The organism is Bacillus luti (genome assembly GCF_001884105.1).
Classification (GTDB): Bacteria; Bacillota; Bacilli; order Bacillales; family Bacillaceae_G; genus Bacillus_A; species Bacillus_A luti.
In genome coordinates this window covers 47704-65575 of record NZ_MACI01000062.1, presented here as the reverse complement: position 1 = coordinate 65575, position 17872 = coordinate 47704, and the positions used below count along the sequence as shown (strand labels likewise).

16 protein-coding genes and 1 pseudogene are annotated in these 17872 nt (G+C 35.7%); 6 read left to right on the top strand and 11 right to left on the bottom strand.

Annotated features, from left to right (window positions below):
- Positions 1 to 51 precede the first annotated feature (51 nt).
- Positions 52 to 1425, top strand: coding sequence for a cell wall-binding protein EntC (entC, locus tag BAQ48_RS14350; protein WP_071711578.1), 1374 nt, complete (start codon positions 52 to 54; stop codon positions 1423 to 1425).
- A gap of 49 nt (positions 1426 to 1474) precedes the next feature.
- Here entC and BAQ48_RS27585 read toward each other — a convergent pair.
- The 8 genes and pseudogenes from BAQ48_RS27585 to BAQ48_RS14315 form a co-directional block, all read right to left on the bottom strand.
- Positions 1475 to 1627 (bottom strand): annotated as a pseudogene (locus BAQ48_RS27585) (HEAT repeat domain-containing protein); the annotation flags it as partial.
- Between the two features lie 163 nt (positions 1628 to 1790).
- Positions 1791 to 2876, bottom strand: coding sequence for a DUF871 domain-containing protein (locus BAQ48_RS14345; protein WP_071711577.1), 1086 nt, complete (start codon positions 2874 to 2876; stop codon positions 1791 to 1793).
- Positions 2866 to 3144, bottom strand: coding sequence for a hypothetical protein (locus BAQ48_RS14340; RefSeq protein ID WP_000900037.1), 279 nt, complete (start codon positions 3142 to 3144; stop codon positions 2866 to 2868). The genes BAQ48_RS14345 and BAQ48_RS14340 overlap by 11 nt, the downstream gene beginning before the upstream one ends.
- A complete protein-coding gene (locus BAQ48_RS14335; protein ID WP_071711576.1) occupies positions 3120 to 4430 on the bottom strand; it encodes a PTS sugar transporter subunit IIC in 1311 nt (436 codons plus the stop codon). The genes BAQ48_RS14340 and BAQ48_RS14335 overlap by 25 nt, the downstream gene beginning before the upstream one ends.
- An 82-nt stretch (positions 4431 to 4512) precedes the next feature.
- Positions 4513 to 4818: a PTS sugar transporter subunit IIB gene (locus tag BAQ48_RS14330; RefSeq protein WP_071711575.1), complete on the bottom strand. Its 306-nt coding sequence runs from the start codon at positions 4816 to 4818 to the stop codon at positions 4513 to 4515.
- 1 nt (position 4819) lies between these two features.
- Complete coding sequence (locus tag BAQ48_RS14325) at positions 4820 to 5140, bottom strand: PTS lactose/cellobiose transporter subunit IIA (protein ID WP_071711574.1); 321 nt, start codon at positions 5138 to 5140, stop codon at positions 4820 to 4822.
- A 111-nt stretch (positions 5141 to 5251) separates the two neighbouring features.
- Entirely contained in the window at positions 5252 to 7192 is a 1941-nt protein-coding gene (locus BAQ48_RS14320; protein WP_071711573.1) for a BglG family transcription antiterminator, read from the bottom strand.
- A 76-nt stretch (positions 7193 to 7268) separates the two neighbouring features.
- Entirely contained in the window at positions 7269 to 8357 is a 1089-nt protein-coding gene (locus tag BAQ48_RS14315; RefSeq protein ID WP_071711572.1) for a DUF871 domain-containing protein, read from the bottom strand.
- 372 nt (positions 8358 to 8729) lie between these two features.
- Here BAQ48_RS14315 and BAQ48_RS14310 point away from each other — a divergent pair, with 372 nt between their 5' ends.
- From BAQ48_RS14310 to BAQ48_RS14300, 3 genes are all read left to right on the top strand, one after another.
- Complete coding sequence (locus BAQ48_RS14310; protein WP_071711571.1) at positions 8730 to 9932, top strand: MFS transporter; 1203 nt, start codon at positions 8730 to 8732, stop codon at positions 9930 to 9932.
- A gap of 184 nt (positions 9933 to 10116) precedes the next feature.
- Positions 10117 to 11106, top strand: coding sequence for an NAD(P)-dependent alcohol dehydrogenase (locus BAQ48_RS14305; RefSeq protein ID WP_071711570.1), 990 nt, complete (start codon positions 10117 to 10119; stop codon positions 11104 to 11106).
- A gap of 548 nt (positions 11107 to 11654) precedes the next feature.
- Entirely contained in the window at positions 11655 to 13310 is a 1656-nt protein-coding gene (locus BAQ48_RS14300) for a Na/Pi cotransporter family protein (RefSeq protein ID WP_071711569.1), read from the top strand.
- Positions 13311 to 13346: 36 nt separating this feature from the next.
- Here BAQ48_RS14300 and BAQ48_RS14295 read toward each other — a convergent pair whose 3' ends face one another.
- Entirely contained in the window at positions 13347 to 14345 is a 999-nt protein-coding gene (locus BAQ48_RS14295) for a YhdH/YhfP family quinone oxidoreductase (RefSeq protein ID WP_071711568.1), read from the bottom strand.
- A 316-nt stretch (positions 14346 to 14661) separates the two neighbouring features.
- Here BAQ48_RS14295 and BAQ48_RS14290 point away from each other — a divergent pair, with 316 nt between their 5' ends.
- Positions 14662 to 15870 (top strand): LCP family protein, encoded by a 1209-nt coding sequence (locus BAQ48_RS14290; RefSeq protein ID WP_071711567.1) that lies wholly within the window; start codon positions 14662 to 14664, stop codon positions 15868 to 15870.
- Positions 15871 to 16015: 145 nt separating this feature from the next.
- The gene (locus BAQ48_RS14285) at positions 16016 to 16456 is read left to right on the top strand and encodes a hypothetical protein (RefSeq protein ID WP_071711566.1); all 441 of its coding nucleotides are present in this window, start codon (positions 16016 to 16018) and stop codon (positions 16454 to 16456) included.
- A gap of 83 nt (positions 16457 to 16539) precedes the next feature.
- On the opposite strand, the gene BAQ48_RS14280 is transcribed toward BAQ48_RS14285, so the two are convergent.
- A complete protein-coding gene (locus BAQ48_RS14280; RefSeq protein ID WP_071711565.1) occupies positions 16540 to 17304 on the bottom strand; it encodes a sulfite exporter TauE/SafE family protein in 765 nt (254 codons plus the stop codon).
- A gap of 33 nt (positions 17305 to 17337) precedes the next feature.
- The gene (locus BAQ48_RS14275; protein ID WP_000435815.1) at positions 17338 to 17814 is read right to left on the bottom strand and encodes a DsrE/DsrF/DrsH-like family protein; all 477 of its coding nucleotides are present in this window, start codon (positions 17812 to 17814) and stop codon (positions 17338 to 17340) included.
- Positions 17815 to 17872 lie beyond the last annotated feature (58 nt).

The window sequence follows — 17872 nt, the reverse complement described above, 5'->3', positions numbered from 1 at the left end:
ATATGCTCTTAGCCCCCAAACAAACTATAAGAAAGCGCTTTTAGGATATTACTGGAATTATTACAGAATATTAATGCCCCATTACGAAAGCTTTGTAATTCTATGTTTTTCGCAAATAAGAAAATAATGGTTGCTATAATGAGGTCAACGAAAACAAATGCAATGGAGGCTATTATGAAAAAATTTATGGGTATAGCAACAGCAGCGGTTTTTGGTCTTGGGATTTTCACAACATCTGCTAAAGCAGAAACAATCGTAACGACTGATGTACTAAATGTACGAGAAAACCCAACTACTGAATCAAAAGTTGTAGGAAAATTATTAGATGGATATAAAGTTAACGTTTTACATACAGAAAACGGATGGTCAAAAGTGAAATTAAATAGTGGTAAAGAGGCTTTCATTAGCGCTGACTACACAAAAGACACTTACTACGTAACAGCTAACGTATTAAACGTACGTGCTGGTGCAAACACAGACTCAGAGATTCTTGGTAAATTGAAACAAGATGACGTAATTGAAACAACACACCAAGTTGAAAATGGTTGGATCCAATTTGAATATAACGGAAAAACGGCTTATGTTCATGTTCCTTACTTAACAGGTAAAGCTCCAGTTAAAGTTCAACCAGTAGTTAAAGCTGAAAAAACAACTACAGTTCAAGATACAGCTAAAGTTCGTGAAGCAGTTAAAGCAGGCGAAGTAGCTGAAACTCAAGCAAAAGCTAAGGCTCAGGAAGCAACTAAAGCTCGTGAAGCGGCTGAAGCTCAAGCAGCGGCTAAAGCTCAAGAAGCAGCTAAGGCTCAAGAGGCAGCTAAAGCTCAGGCAGAAGCTAAAGCTCAAGCAGCAGCTGAAGCTCAAGCGGCAGTTAAAGCTCAGGAGGCAGCTAAAGCTCGTGAAGCAGCTAAAGCTCAGGCAGAAGCTGAAGCTCAAGCAGCAGTTAAAGCTCAGGAGGCAGCTAAGGCTCGTGAAGCAGCTAAAGCTCAGGCAGCAGCTGAAGCTCAAGCAGCGGCTAAAGCCGAGGAGGCAGCTAAAGCTCGTGAAGCGGCTAAAACTCAAAAACCAGCTACACAACAACCTGTTGCAAAAGAAACTGAAACAAGTGCACCATCATCTTCTCGTGAGTTACGTGTTGTAGCAACAGCTTACACAGCAGATCCACTTGAAAATGGTTATAAAGCAGGCGACCAAGTAAAATCAGCTATGGGTCATAACTTAACAGCTAATCCAAACATGAAACTTATTGCAGTTGATCCAAGTGTAATTCCATTAGGTTCAAAAGTATGGGTTGAAGGTTACGGAGTAGCAATTGCTGGTGATACTGGTGGAGCTATTAAAGGTAATAAAATTGATGTTTTAATGCCTGATAAAGGTACATCAAGTAACTGGGGACGTAAAACAGTTACAGTTAAAGTATTAAACTAATTACAAAAAAGAGTCAGCCTCATTGAGACTGACTCTTTTTTTATAATTCTTACATTCTTTCTTTCTCTTGAAAGTAACTAATATTATCCCGAAGCCACTTTCGCTCTGACATAAATAAGTTCCCTCGTTTTGTATATACTTTATCAAACGTCTTTAAAACTTCTTCACAATCAACAAACTTATGTAAAAAACGAAGCACGATGCCATATATCTGTCTCTTCATCAGCCATCCGCCTTAATAAATCATCTATATACTCTTCCATCTCCTTCTCTCCCGTCCAAATGAAATCTATCTCTTTGCATTCTATATACGATAGATTACTATTTCAACAAAAAAAGAGGATGCCATAGCATCCTCTCCTTCCCTATTCCACACAAGTAAACTGTGTCCAAGCTCCTACGTAATCTAATAAGAATAACTCCTCTTCCGCAATTGTACCGACAATATTTTTCCGTTCATCTACCGGCATTTCTTTTAGAATGATTTGTAGTTCGCCTTTATACTTGCCAAATGAGTTGTTACCAATTACAACTTGCCCTCTTTCCTGTAATACACTTTCGCGCGCTGGGAAGTCATAGTCTTTGTACTTTTTACGTACTTCTGTAGAACGTACCATATATTCTGTTATATCACCGCGTCTTACGTGTAATTCTTGCAGTGTCGCTCTCTTCTCTACTTCAGTCGCTTCGTCTACAAATTGTACTTTCAGCTGTAACATGTAACGATTTAAGTTTCCTAGTTTCTCTAACTCTTCTTCACTCGCATAAGCATTTCCGATAATCACATCATCAATAAGCCCTGTTGCCCATAAATGTTTCGCTTGTACTTCTATCGGTAGGTTACGATGTTGTTCTAGCGTACATAATCCGTCATTAATATCCCATGGACCGATGTTAGCTGTATGTGACGTAATAAAGGCTGCCGTGCGAATACCGTGTTTTTTAAAGCGTTCACTACAGCGAATGAAATAGTCGTACGGAAGACCAGTGAATTTTTGCGGATAAAAGTTATGACACCCAATTAAAGCTGGTTTATTCGCTTGATGCGAAAGAATATTTTCTAAGTACGCAATATCGTTACTTACGTTTAGCTCAATTTTTAAGCCGTACGGATTATTCGTCATTTTCGCTTCTGTTAATCCGTCAAAACCTAAATCTAAACGAATACCGTCTGCACCTAACTCTGCGAAGAATGATAGATCGCTATAGCTAATACCAAGTTGATCGAATACTGCCGGAGCTACATCTAAAATAACTTCCATATTGTTATCTTTTGCATAATTAATAATTTCTTTAAATTCAGCTACAATCTCTTCTTTCGGACGATTCACGGATAATAGACAAGTGAATATTCTTGAAAAACCGTGGCGTGCCGCTGCCGAAATGTATTCCATGTCTTTTTCTTTCGTTGAATGCTCTGGATAAAGTGAAATTCCTAATTTACGCTCCATGCTTTTGCATCTCCTTCACACGTTGTATTAATGCCATGCTCGTAAATCTATATTTTGCAGATAAACATGTTGCACATAAAATCGTTGGTACAATGATAACGTACGGTGATTGTAAGCTTAGCATTACATATGCACCCATTGAACTACCGATAAATACAATTGATACGAGTAGTAAAACTAATAAAGATTTACTTTGTACCCATTTTGAATAATGTGCAATACACTGTCCCGCTACAAATGTAATTAAGATGATAATTGCTCCGAGCATTCTGTTTTCTCCTCTCCTGCTATTTGTTGTTTCTCATACATTTTGAAGAATGGATAGTAAATAACGAATGAAATTACAAAGTTAATCAATACAAGTACACCAGCCATAATTGTCCAGTCTGTACTAATAATCGCTGCAATCGGTGCCAACATCGTAAATGGCAATTTCGCCATCATCAGCGGAATCATGCCTGACACAACTGCGAAATATGATACTGTCGTTGTAACTAACGGTGTTATAACGAATGGAATAATTAAGATTGGGTTCATTACAATTGGTGCCCCGAAAATAATCGGTTCGTTAATATTGAATAAACCTGGTACGAACGATAATCTACCCAATTCTTTTAGGAACTTAGATTTAGAGAACATAAACATAATTACTAAAGCTAACGTTGAGCCTGATCCACCGATCCATACGAACCATTGAATAAATTGCTCTGTAAATAAGTTTGGTAATTGATGTGCATTTCCTGTAGCTGTGAATACTTCCATATTTTCAAGAATTGCTGAATCCCACATCGGACGAATGATTGGTCCTAAAATCGCAGGACCATGTATACCGAATGACCAGAAGAACACGATTAAGAATACTGTTAATAAACCGCCGAATAAATTATTTCCTACTAATACTGATTTTAGTGGTGCGATTAAATATGTGATTGTTGTATTTACATCAAATTTTAAACCGTAACGAATACCCCAGAATAAAAGAATAACTACTAACGTTGGAATTAGTGCTGCAAACGAATTTGAAACTGCTGGTGGTACACTATCTGGTAATTTAATTGAAATATTATGCTTAATCATAAAATGATAAATTTCTACTGCAATTAATGCTGTAACAATTGCGCCGAATAGAGATGTTGCACTTAATGTTCCTACTGAAATATATCTACCTGCATCAATAACACCTGGTACAGCTTTCGTAATTTGAATTGGTTCAACTGATGCTAGTAAAAAGGCGAGTACAGATAATAATCCTGCACTTAATTGATTGAGCTGATAAAAGTTCGCGAGTGAAGCTCCCACTCCAAATGCTGCGTATAACGCCATTAGCCCTACTGTAAATCGGAATGGAATATCTAAAATATGGCGAAATGGTGCAATCCACTCCATATATGCATCAATTGGTAAGTTTAAAAAGATAACGAAAAATGATCCGACAATCGTTAACGGCAATGTAGAAATAACCCCGTTTCGAATTGCTAATAAATGTCGTTGTCCTGCAATCTTTTGTGTTGTTGGCATAATCTTTTGTTCCATAAAGCTCATAAAACCATTCATCAATACCCCTCCTCTTTCTTTTTTTAATGAAGGAATGAAATAAAGTTATAACATTATAATGTTTATATTTAAAAAAATATAATTATGCTAAAACTAATTGTTCTGCTTGTTTCAGTACTTTCAAACCGTCACACATGCCATAATCTCGTTGCTCTATAATTGCAACCGGTATATCGTATGACTTCGCAAGAAACTGTACCGCTGGAAACAAATACTTCACCTGTGGACCGATTAAAACAACATCAGCATTTTTTATTTCCAGTTTCACAAGTTCTGAATCAACTGCTTTAATTTTATAATCCTTCCCTTGTTTCGTTGCCTCTTCTTGCATTTTTCTTACAACCATACTCGTTGACATGCCTGCTGCACAACATAATAAAATGTACATCTTATACTGTCACTTTCTCTTCTACTCGTTTATGAAGAGTAATAAATTCTTCAGCAAGTTCTTTCACTGTAATTGCATTCATTAAATGATCTTGTGCATGCACTAACAGTAAACTGATTTCTGCATGATTTCCTCTTGCCTCTTCTTGTATTAAATCCGTTTGAATACGATGAGCTGCCGAAATTTCTTCACTAGCAAGTTCCATCTTTTCACTTGCATTCCCAAAATCTCCTTGTCTTGCAAAAGCAATTGCCTCAAGTGCTGCGCTTCTCGCGTTGCCACCATGTAAAATTAACGCAAATGGAGTTTGCATATCAGTCATTTTAAATTCCCCCAAGCTATGTTTTTTCTATATTTTTATCTTATTATGAAAACGCATTCATTTAAACATAAAAAACTTCCGTTATGTAACGGAAGTTTTTATATACTTTTCTTATATAGATAATAATATTTCTTGAAACTCTTCAATTCCGTCAGCCTGAGTTAATTTCTCTATCGTACTCTGACTAGACATAATATCATATAAAAAATCATAAAGTCGTTGTAAATCTTCATTATTATTGCGTTTCACACTAAATAAAATAATCACTTGTACTTTTTTATCTCCCCAATCAACGGCCTTATCAAGTGTACAAAACATCAAAAATGTTTCCTCACTTAATAACTGCATCGGATGAGGAATCGCAACTAAATTCCCAACTGCTGTCGGAGATGTATGTTCTCTCTCCATAACAGAATCATAAAAGTTTGCTGGCACATAGTTTTTCTCAGCAGCTTTCTCACATAAAAACTGGATAACTTCTTCTTTCGTAGAAGCACTATGATTCAAAAATAGCAAATCTTCCTTAATATATTGTTGCACACTGTCATTCACATGTGTAAATAAATACTTACCAATCGATTTTATCTCTTTTTCATCAAATATTGAGTTTACCTTAATAACTGGAACAGGCAAGCCACTTGGAATATGAATCGTACTAATAATACAATCAATTTTATCTCTATACAGGTCTTCTACTTTCAATTGATAATACCCTGTAATCCCTACAATCTCCAGTTTATCGCGAAATTGTGATAAAACTTTATATTTCAATAGCTGCGCACTACCTTGACCGGTCGCACAAACTAATAAACATCTTTTCTTTTTATTCTTTTCCTGCAAACGGCTCATGGCTCCCCCAAAATGAATGGCAATATAACCAATTTCACTTTCCTGGATCGACTCACCCGTATATTCGCTAATTATATCTCCCACGAGAACCGCAATCTCAAAAGCGTACGGATAATTTTTTTTCACTTCTTCTAAAAGTGGGTTTCTCGTATTTAATTTATATTTCAAACGGTTTAATAACGTTTTTAAATGAACACCAAATCCAAATAATAACTCTTCATCGTAATAAAAAATAAGATTCCGTTCTTCCGCTACTTTAAAAAGAATATGCTGCATAAGCGCATATATATCTTTCCCTACTAGTTCTTCTACAGTTTCATAGTGATCTCTCGTTGCAACAGCCGTACTTAATAAATGCATCGTCACATATAAAGCTTCTTCTTCTGGAAAGGAAAGTTTCAACTCTTGCTCTAAATCACCTAAAATTTGTTTCGCAATTGTATATTCTTTCTTTATGATAAGCTCCGATTGTTCCGCATTTAGTGCATTCATATAATGCTGATCCTCACAGCGCTTTAATACAATTGCAATGTGAACGACTAAATTATCAATTTCTATATCTGATAAATATATCGTTCCTCCCTCAATATACTTTAATATAACTGAACGGATGAGTGATCTGTGGGGTAACGATAAATATGTTTCCTCCTCCTCAAATTGCTCATGAAACGGAGTATGCTCATAGCGCAGCAAACCATATTGTGATAAACAAGAACGAATATTAAACTCTTCGCCAACAATACGTATACCATAATACGGTCTCTTTTCAATTTGTAATTGATAGCGACTACAAATATCGGTAACATCTTTCATAATTAAGTTTACAGTTGATTTACTCACATAAATTTCTTCCGCTAGCTGTGAAAGCTTCACATACCCACCTGTCGTTAACACACGCTGCAAAATATAAGTTACTCTCTCTTCATAAGACGTTGGTATTTGTTCTGTTTGTTTTTGAAATACAATCCTGCAAAACTCTTCAAATTTCTTCGCTTGTATAATTTCTAGTTCGTATCCAGTTCCTCTTTGTGATTCAATTTCCGCTCCGTGCTCTCTCAATATATCATTTAATAATTTTATATCCTTTTGAATCGTCTTCGTTGATACGTGTAAACGGCTCGCTAAAAAAGCTCGATTTAACATCGATTTCTCTTCTAAAAACTCCTCTAAAATAGAAATTAATCGCTGATGCACCTTTGTCATAGCTCTTCCTCTCACTCTTTATATATAAAAAGGAAAAAGCTGCTGAAGTCAGTAGTTTTTTCCCTTTATATTTTATCTATTTCTTTAATGTAAATCCGAATTTATCCCATGCTTGTAAATAATCTAATAAGAAAATTTCTTCTTCCACAATTCGACCAACTACATTTGTTTTTCCTGTATTCACCATATCTTTTAAAGCAATTTGCAACTCACCTTTATATTGACCATACTGTTCATTATCAATTAAAAGATCACCGCGTTTAATTTCACGCGTATTATGAGGTTTAAACTCTTCTTTTTTATATTTCACACGGCTTTGTGTAGAACGAATCATATATTCAGATACATCCCCACGATAAAAATGTGGTTCGTCTAACACAATGATTCTTTCTAATTCTGTTGTTGTATCATATAATCCTATATCAAATGTTTGTTTTTCTTTATTTAATGCGCCTAGCACTTGTAGCTCTTCTTCTGAAGCATATGCATTCGCAATAATAACATCATCAATTAATTCTGTAGCAAATAGATGCTTCGCCTGTGTTGTCATCGGTAATTCACGATGCTGCTCTAACGTACATAATCCTTCTGTTACTGGCCAAGGTCCATATGTTGCATCAAATGATGAAATAAATGCAGCTGTTCTCATGCCGTAATCTTTAAATTGTTTCGAGCATTTAATGAAATGATCGTATGATAATCCTGAATAACGATGCGGATAAAAGTTATGACAACCAATTAAATTTTCACGATTTGGTCTATGGCTCATAATATTATCTACATATTTCGTACCGTTGCTCATATTAATTTCGATTTTTAATCCATACGGGTTGTACGTCATAATTGATTCTTCTAATCCTGAGAAACCAACATCTAAACGAATACCGTACGCACCTAGTTCATGGAAGAACGATAAATCGTTATATGAAATACCAAGTTGTTCAAAAACAGATGGACTAATATCAACTAACACTTGGAACCCTAATGCATTCGCATGAGAAATCGTTTCTTTAAACTCTTCTATAATTTTCTCTTTTTCACCATCTACAGATAATAAACATGTGAATACACGAGTAAATCCATATTTACTTGCTAATGTTAAATACTCCTTATCTTTCTCCACCGTTGAATGTTCTGGATAAATAGAAATACCTAATCGTCTCATATGTACACGCCTCTTTCTTCATCGTTTTGTAAACCTTTTCAAATATATGTAGTGAAAAAGTATACATCCCCTTCTCATTCACTACTTTTTTGAATCCGCTTTCTTTAAAGAAAAAAATAATTTCTATCATTCATAACAACTACTAGTCTATACATCTATACTTTACATCTTTTTTTCATAGTTGTGTAGCTTTTACACAAATTTGTCAGTTTTTTCGTTTTAAAAATTGTTATCCGTTTTCAAGACACCTTCCTTGACTGTTACATTGACCAATACATATACTCGAAAGAAAAGAGATAAAGTGAAACTTTAATCAGTGTGGGTTTTACTGCCCGCGAATAGCGGGAAAATTGTTATATAGGGGATGAATATATGGGAGAAGCAATACTCGTAAAACGAGAACCGTTATGGACAAAAGAGTTTGTTGCTTTAATTTTTGCAAACTTATGTATGTTTTTAGGATTTCAAATGTTAATTCCGACTTTACCTGTTTATGTGAAAGAAATTGGTGGCACAAGTTCCAATATCGGATTTGTTGTCGGTATGTTTACCGTGGCGGCACTTTTTGTTAGACCGTTAACTGGAAACGCCTTGCAGAAATTCAATAAAAAAATCATTTTAATGATTGGTACTGCTATTTGTTTACTTGCTATGGGCAGTTACCTTTTCGCCTCGACTGTTTTTCTCTTATTAGCCGTTCGTATTTTACACGGCGCTGGATTCGGGATTACAACGACTACATATGGAACTGTCGTTTCTGATTTAATTCCAGCAGCTCGCCGAGGAGAAGGCATGGGATATTTTGGCCTTTCTGGAACAATTGCAATGGCACTCGGTCCATTAATCGGACTATGGCTTATGCAAACATATAACTTTACCGTTCTTTTTTTATGTGCACTTTTATGCACAATAGCTTCATTAATATTAACGAAACTACTTCAAATAAAAAAAACGAAACAACCACCACAGCAATCATCTGGTACTTTTCTCGATGGATTTATTGAGCGCAAAGCTTTACTTCCTTCATTATTAATATTATGTATTACATTAATGTACGGAGGTATCGGGAGCTTTATTACATTATTTGCTACGGAAGTCGGCATTGCTGATATAAGTCTCTTCTTCTTATTTAATGCACTAGCAATCGCTGTCACTCGTCCGTTTTCTGGAAAATTATATGATGCGAAAGGTCATGCATTCGTTATTATTCCAGGAGTTATTATAACGTTTACAGGTATTATTTTATTGTCCTATACGACTACAATTCCAAGCTTAATTATTGCAGCAGCATGTTATGGAAGTGGTTTTGGGGCGATTCAACCGGCGCTACAAGCATGGATGATTGACCGCGTAGCACCACACCGACGAGGAGTCGCAACCGCTACATTCTTCTCAGCATTTGACCTTGGAATTGGCGCTGGAGCAATTATTTTTGGATTCATTGCACATTTTACAAACTATGCAACTGTATATCGTTATTCCTCTCTGTTACTTATTGCTTTCCTGTTCATTTACATCACAAGCTTACGGAAACAAAAACAGAAAGGTAAAATAAACGAAAAAGCCGTTGGATAATGTTAACTCGCTCTATTTCAAAGTACTTAGACTAAAAAAATTATATATACACAAATGCAAAAAGCAGTGGATTCCCCCAAAAATCACACTGCTTTTTGCATTGTATTGAAAGATGAACCCGTGTTCTATTTATTCCTGTTGTTCGTATGATATTAATATATAGAACGAATTGGAGGAAATGTTGATGAAAGCAATAGTGTACACAAAATACGGTCCCCCCGACGTTCTTCAATTGAAAGAGGTAGAAAAACCTAGTCCTAAAGAAAACGAAATACTTGTAAAAATAAAAGCGACAACCGTAACAGCTGGAGATATTCGCTCAAGAAGTTTTACGGTTCCCTCTTCAGTTTGGATACCCGCTCGAATTACGCTTGGCTTCAAACATCCGAAAAAACAAATACTAGGAATGGAATTCTCTGGTGAAGTTGAATCAGTAGGAAAAGACGTTACGCGTTTTAAAGTAGGAGATCCTGTTTTCGCTGCTACCCAAACAAATTTTGGTTCTTATGCTGAATATATTTGTCTACCCGAAGATGGACCAGTGTGCGTGAAGCCCTCCAATATAACCTATGAAGAAGCCGCAGCCCTTCCAATCGGAGCACGTACAGCCTTGTTTTTCCTTAGAAAAGCCAACATTCAAAACGGTCAAAACGTTCTTATTTACGGAGCTTCTGGAAGTGTCGGCAGTTATGCAGTGCAGATTTCCAAATATTTCGGTGCGACAGTGACAGGATTGTGCAGTAGCTCAAATTTAGAATGGGTAAAGTCCCTAGGAGCTGACGAAGTAATTGATTACACCGCAAGCGATTTTTCTACTATAAACGGAGCTTATGATGTTATCTTTGAAGCTGTAAATAAAAGTACATTTTCAGATTGTATGAAATTGTTAAAAGAAGACGGTACTTATATAAATATCGTCGAGCCACTACCAAGTGCTCAAATGCTATGGACGAAATTGACGAGCCGTAAGAAACTAATATTAGGTCAAAACGCACCAGAAACTTCGGAAGCACTAAACTTCCTTAAAGAACTTATTGAGAACGGTAAGATAAAAGTGATCATTGATAGACAATATAATTTTGAGGAAATTGTTGAAGCTCATATATATGTTGAAAAAGGGCACAAAAAGGGAAATGTCGTCATAAATGTAAAGCATAACGATAACTCCTACTAAAGTGAAACTCTCTTGTTAGCAACCCTTATCAGGATTGTACGCACATAACAGGATTCAAGAAGCACGCTGCGCACAATTTTTATTATACGAAGTACTCAAACTTTTTTAACATAAAAAACAGGGCAAATTCATATACGAATTGCTCTTTTTTATTGTTGTAAGCACTTCAAAAAAGACGTTCTAAAATCATTCAATCGTTTTTACTTTCATTTCAAACCTCCCCATTTCTCCTACATATTTTTCTAATTTTAATCAAAAAATATGTAATGAGCCATTATAAATACAGTGAAACTTTACCTAGCATACCCAATTGGGATAGTCTAGTTCTCCTATTTTTACTATCCTTAAATAGTGTGATAAATGTGACTTCTTAATAAAAATATCGGTTTCCCAACAAGAAAACCAATAAAATACAGCTGTTTCTTTAAAGAATTGTAAACTTTTCACCTCTTTGTAAATTTAGTGTAAATTTTACTAACAAACCGTTTACAGTGACTCAAGGTTCAGTTAATAATTACATCGTACATGAAATTTAAGGAGTGGAATGCGTGGAATATAATGTTCAAGATATGATCTTCCAGTTCATTGGTGGATTAGGTATTTTCTTATTCGGGATTAAATACATGGGCGATGGACTGCAACAAGCAGCTGGAGATCGTCTTCGCGATATTTTAGATCGCTTTACAACAAACCCACTGATGGGTGTACTAGCAGGTATGTTAGTTACTGTATTAATCCAATCAAGTTCAGGAACAACCGCTTTAACAGTCGGACTTGTAAGTGCCGGATTTATGACATTAAGACAAGCAATTGGTGTTATTATGGGTGCGAACATCGGAACGACAGTTACTGCATTTATTATCGGAATTAAAATCGGAGAATACGCTCTCCCAATTATGGCAGTTGGAGCTATCTTACTATTCTTCTTTAAAAATAAAAAAGTACATTCTTTAGGTCAAGTTATATTCGGTTTTGGTATGTTATTCTTCGGTTTAGAATTAATGAGTGCAGGTATGAAACCTCTTCGCTCTTTAGAATCATTCCAAGAACTAACGGTTAGTATGAGTGATAACCCAATTTTAGGCGTTGTTGTTGGTACAGTCTTCACTTTAATTGTACAAAGTTCAAGTGCAACAATCGGTATTTTGCAAGAACTATTCGGTCAAGGTGCAATTGATTTACAAGCTGCCCTTCCTGTATTATTCGGTGATAATATCGGTACAACAATTACAGCTGTATTAGCAGCAATCGGTACTTCTATCGCCGCAAGACGTGCAGCATTAGTTCACGTTATCTTTAATATCGTCGGTACAATTATCTTTACAATTTTATTAGTACCGTTTACAAGTTTAATTCAATATTTCCAAACATCATTAAACTTAAATCCAGAAATGACAATTGCATTTGCACATGGAACATTTAACATAACAAATGCAGTTATTCAATTCCCGTTCATCGCGGTATTAGCATGGATTGTAACAAAACTTATTCGTGGTGAAGATTCTGCTATTGATTTCAAACCGCAACATTTAAATCCAATCTTTATTGAGCAATCTCCAGCTATCGCTTTAACAGAAGCTCAAAAAGAAATCATCCGTATGGCTGAGTTTTCATTACACGGATTAAAAGAAGCAAACCAATTTTTAAATACACAAGACAAAAAACACGCTGATATGGCTACTCAATTAGAGGGCGCTATTAACAATTTAGATAAAAAAATTACCGAGTATTTAGTTTTACTATCAGAAAAACCACTTTCACCAACAGACTCTGAGAAGCATTCTGTTTTAGCAGGTGTCGTTGGAGATATTGAACGTGTCGGTGATCATGTAGAAAACCTTGTAGAACTTGTAGATTTCCAAATTTCAAACCGTGTTTCTCTATCAGACGAAGCACTAGCTGAACTAAATGAAATGCTTGAATTAACAATTTCAACATTACAAGACGCAGTTGAAGCTTTAACAAACTTCGATACTGAACTAGCTCAAACTGTTATTGCGAAAGAACGTAAAATCGACCAAATGGAGCGTGTTCTTCGCAAACGTCACGTATTACGTCTGAACGAACGTAGCTGTTCAGGTGATGCAAGTATCATCTTCGTTGATATGGTAAGTAACTTAGAGCGTATCGGTGATCACGCTGTAAATATCGCTGACGGTGTTTTAGGCGAACAAGGAAAAATCAATTTAAAACAATCATTATAATGAAGAAAAGAGACGCTATATTACGCGTCTCTTTTTTTATTTCATTTTTACGACTGTTCGTCCTTTTAACTTTCCTTGCAATATAAGTGTAAACTTCTCATCTAACTCTTCTAATGTACATTCTTCTGTATAAGACGCTAACTTTAAATTTTTCCACTCCGTCGCTAATAGCGCCCATACTTCTCTTCTCACACCCACTGGACATTGAACAGAATCTATTCCTAAAAGGCTGACTCCTCGTAATATGAATGGATATACCGTTGTATGTAACTCCTGCCCTGCTACATTTCCACATGTCGTTACACAACCGTCATATCGCACCAGTTTCAACGCTGTTTCGAGCATCTTTCCGCCTACAGTATCAATAACTCCAGCGTATATCCCTTTAAGCATCGGTCTTCCTGATTCATCATTCAATTCCGCACGATGAATCACCTTTTTCGCTCCTAGACGCAGTAGCATCTCTTCTTCTTCCATTTTCCCTGTTGCTCCTACTACGTTAAACCCTAACTTACTCAAAATACTAACAGCTACGCTACCTACGCCGCCTGTAGCACCCGTTACTAAAACATCTCCCGTACTAGGCTTTATTCCTGCTCCAATAAGCTTATATACCGATAAAGCAGCGGTAAAGCCTGCGGTCCCATACATCATACTTTCCTTTAACGACATTCCTTCTCGTAAAGGTATGATCCAAGATGACGGTACGCGAATATATTCACCAAAACCACCAGAAGTATTCATACCTAAATCAAACCCCGTTACAATAACTTGATCTCCTACCTTAAAGGAGCCATCTTCACTACTCACAACTTCTCCTGCGGCATCGATTCCTGGCGTATGAGGATATGTTCTCGTAACACCTTTATTTCCAGTAGCTGAAAGGGCATCTTTATAATTTAAGGAAGAATAATGAACCCGTATTAGCACATCTCCTTCTGGTAAACTACTTACTTCTCTCTCAACAACTTTTCTTTCAAACTGATGATTTTCCGTTTCGTTCACAACGATTGCTTGGAATGATGTATGATTCATTATGCTCTTTCTCCTTTATCCGTAAAATTCTTCTTTATTATATAGAAAATATACGTACGGCTACTCACTTCTTCTTGGATATATTTCAACAAATCTTACTTCTCTATCACTTTCTCATATTACATATTTTCATTTCTACTAAAACAACTTATACTTATCCTACATCTCGAAAAGAAAATATAAAAAATCTGACTTTTTATAAATATATTGAATTTTTACGAAATGTAAATGATTTGTAATGTTTTTTTTCGTCAAATTTCATTATAATAAGTGGATATGAGTGTCGTATTTCAATCCAAATGAAGGAGTACAGGAAATGGAGCAAAACCCATCTTTGCAAGAAAATACACGCAGTAAACCGAAAAAAAGTAAGAAAAAAACAAAAATTATTATAAGCGTTATTCTATTCTTTTTAATAGTAGGTGGCGGTTATACTTGGTTTTTAGTAAATAAAGCATCTTCTGCTGTTCGAAATGCCGCACACGATTTAGCGCGCGGTGATAAATCTAATTTACGTGACAAAGCTGTAAAACCTATTACGAACAATGTCTCTGTCTTAATAATGGGTGTTGATGAAAGCGATGTCCGAGGAAAAGAATATGGTGAGGCTATAAGAACAGATGCGTTATTACTTGCAACGTTTAATAAAGATAGCAAAACTGTAAAGCTATTAAGTATTCCACGAGACACATATACTTATATTCCAGTTGAAAAGAAGAAAGATAAAATAACACACGCTCATGCATACGGTTCTACTAAAAACGGAAAAGATGGTGGACCACAAGCAAGTATTGATGCAGTTGAAAAGTTACTAAATGTTCCTGTTGATTATTTTGTAAAGTTTAACTTCAAATCATTTATGAAAATTGTCGATGATTTAGGCGGTATTGAAGTAGATGTGCCAGTTGAATTTACTGAACAAGATAGTAATGATAATGCTGATGCAATTCACCTGAAAAAAGGTGTTCAAAAATTAAATAGTGAAGAGGCTCTAGCTCTGGCTAGGACAAGACATATCGATAGTGATGCAATGCGTGGACAACGTCAACAACTCGTTATTGAAGCAATTTTAAAGAAACTAACAAGTGTTGGATCTGTCACAAAAGTTGGTAACATCATTGATGATATTGACGGACAATTCGTTACGAACTTAACATTCGATGATATGCTTTCATTCTATAAGTACGGATCGGATTCAGAAATTGAGAAATTACAAATTCAAGGTGAAGACTGTTACATGGCAAAAGGTGATGATACATGTAGCCAATCTGCCGGTGGTGGCCGAACATATTACTACAGTCCAGATAAAAAAGAATTAGCAAATGTGACAAATGAACTTCGTACTCACCTTGGACTACCTGCATATACAAAAACTGACTCTGATTCGAAAAAAACAAACTCAGAGAAAACAAAAGAATCTAAGTCCGAAAATTCGAGTGAACGCAAATCAAGTAGCAATGAAGTAGAAAATAATAATAGTAGTAATAGTGCAGATACAGAAACATCGTCTAATGATAATGAATAAAAAGAAGCAAGGCTCTATGGAGGTAGAGCCTTGCTTTTTTATTCATTCAAAATTAAAAATCAGAACTTTCTAACTATCTTTTTTAATATTTTTAAATTATAATAAATAATAGCAATCTATTCCAATTACCAGGGGGCACATACATATGAAAGCTGCAGTAAAACATAACATTTCAGATTTTAAAGACTACTTAAAATCAAATGATATATTCATGGAAGAAAATATAGATGAAAATGATGGTTCTGTACATTTTGCAGTAGGATTAGAAACAGAAGCTGGCGCAAAAATTCAACTTATCGCTGCTTTTGACAGCGAAAACCCTACTGTGGACATATACTGCTTTAATGTCGCTCAAGTACCTGATGCAACATCAACAAATGACATTTTACATGTCATCAATGAATTAAACACATCTTATCGATTCGCAAAATTCACATTAAATAAGCAAAATGCAATTGATATTTCAACATCTCTTGCATTCTCAGAACCAAACTTTAATCCAGCACTTGTCTTTGAACACACGAGAATGCTATATAAGTTAGCAAACGACGAATATAAAAAACTAATGAAAGTTATTTGGGCATAAAGTGAGACTTTAATCAGTGAGAGTTTTACTGTTCGTAAATAGTGGGATAAATAAAAGGATGGGCTGCAAGCAGCACCATCCTTTTATTTCGATATCATATCCATCCACATCTTAACAGCAGTTCCTACAATTAATATCGATAACATATATTGCAGTACTTTTTGATTCATCCTCTTCCCGACTCTTGCCCCAAGCGGCGCAGCAAAGATGCTAGCAATCGCAATAATAAGAGCTGGAATCACCACTACTTGTCCCGTCACCACTTTCCCTGTCGTAATTCCTATTGAAGAAATAAATGTGATCGCAATTGATGTTGCAATCGTCATCCGTATCGGTAACTTTAAAATGACTAGCATAATTGGAACTAATAAGAAAGAACCTCCAGCTCCTATAATGCCTGATGCTCCGCCTACAATAAACGCTAACAAGCTTGCTAACCATTTATTATATTTCACTACTCCGCTGTTATTTTTTTTCGGTATAAACATCATAACAGCTGCAATCGTAGCTAACAGTGTATACACAACATTGACTGTATGTTCCTCTAATACATTAGCACCGAAACTCCCTATGAAACTTCCTATTAGTATGCTAGCCCCCATGTACACAACTAACGTTTTATCCATATCTTTATTCTTTCGATATGCCCATGCGCCTGCAAAAGTTGCAAAGAATACTTGTACTGCTGTAATACCGCTCACTTCATGTGACGTATATCCAGTAAATCCTAGCAGTACCGGAATGTATAAGATCATCGGATAATTAATAATCGCACCGCCAATTCCAACCATTCCTGATATAAACGATCCTATAAACCCAATTATAAAAAGTAATACGACTAAACTCACCTTATATCCCCCGCCTTCTAAAAAGAAGGTCATTTAAATGAATAAGTTTACATTCCCGTCCGAAGCATCTGCTAAATAAGCTCCTACTCCTGCAAACTCTACCCCTTCCATAATCTCTTCCTCTTTTAACCCTAATAAATCTACTGTCATTTGACAAGCTACAAGTTTAATCCCCTGTTCTTTCGCCAAATCTATTAAATCTGGTAAAGGCATCGCATTATGTTTTTTCATAATACCTTTAATCATCTTTGGTCCCATACCTGCAAAATTCATTTTCGATAATCCCATCTTATCAGCACCGCGTGGCATCATTTTTCCAAATACTTTTTCGATGAAAGTTTTCTTTACCTTCACATGTTCATCTTTCCTTAAAGCATTTAATCCCCAAAAAGTATGAAAAATAGTTACCTCTTGATCATACGCAGCTGCACCATTTGCAATAATATAAGCAGCCATCGCTTTATCATAATCTCCGCTAAATAAAACGATTGTTGTTTTCTTCTGTTCCATGTTTTTTCTCCTCCGAATTACCTATAGGGGTATTTGAAAATCTACAAAAAATCGTTTC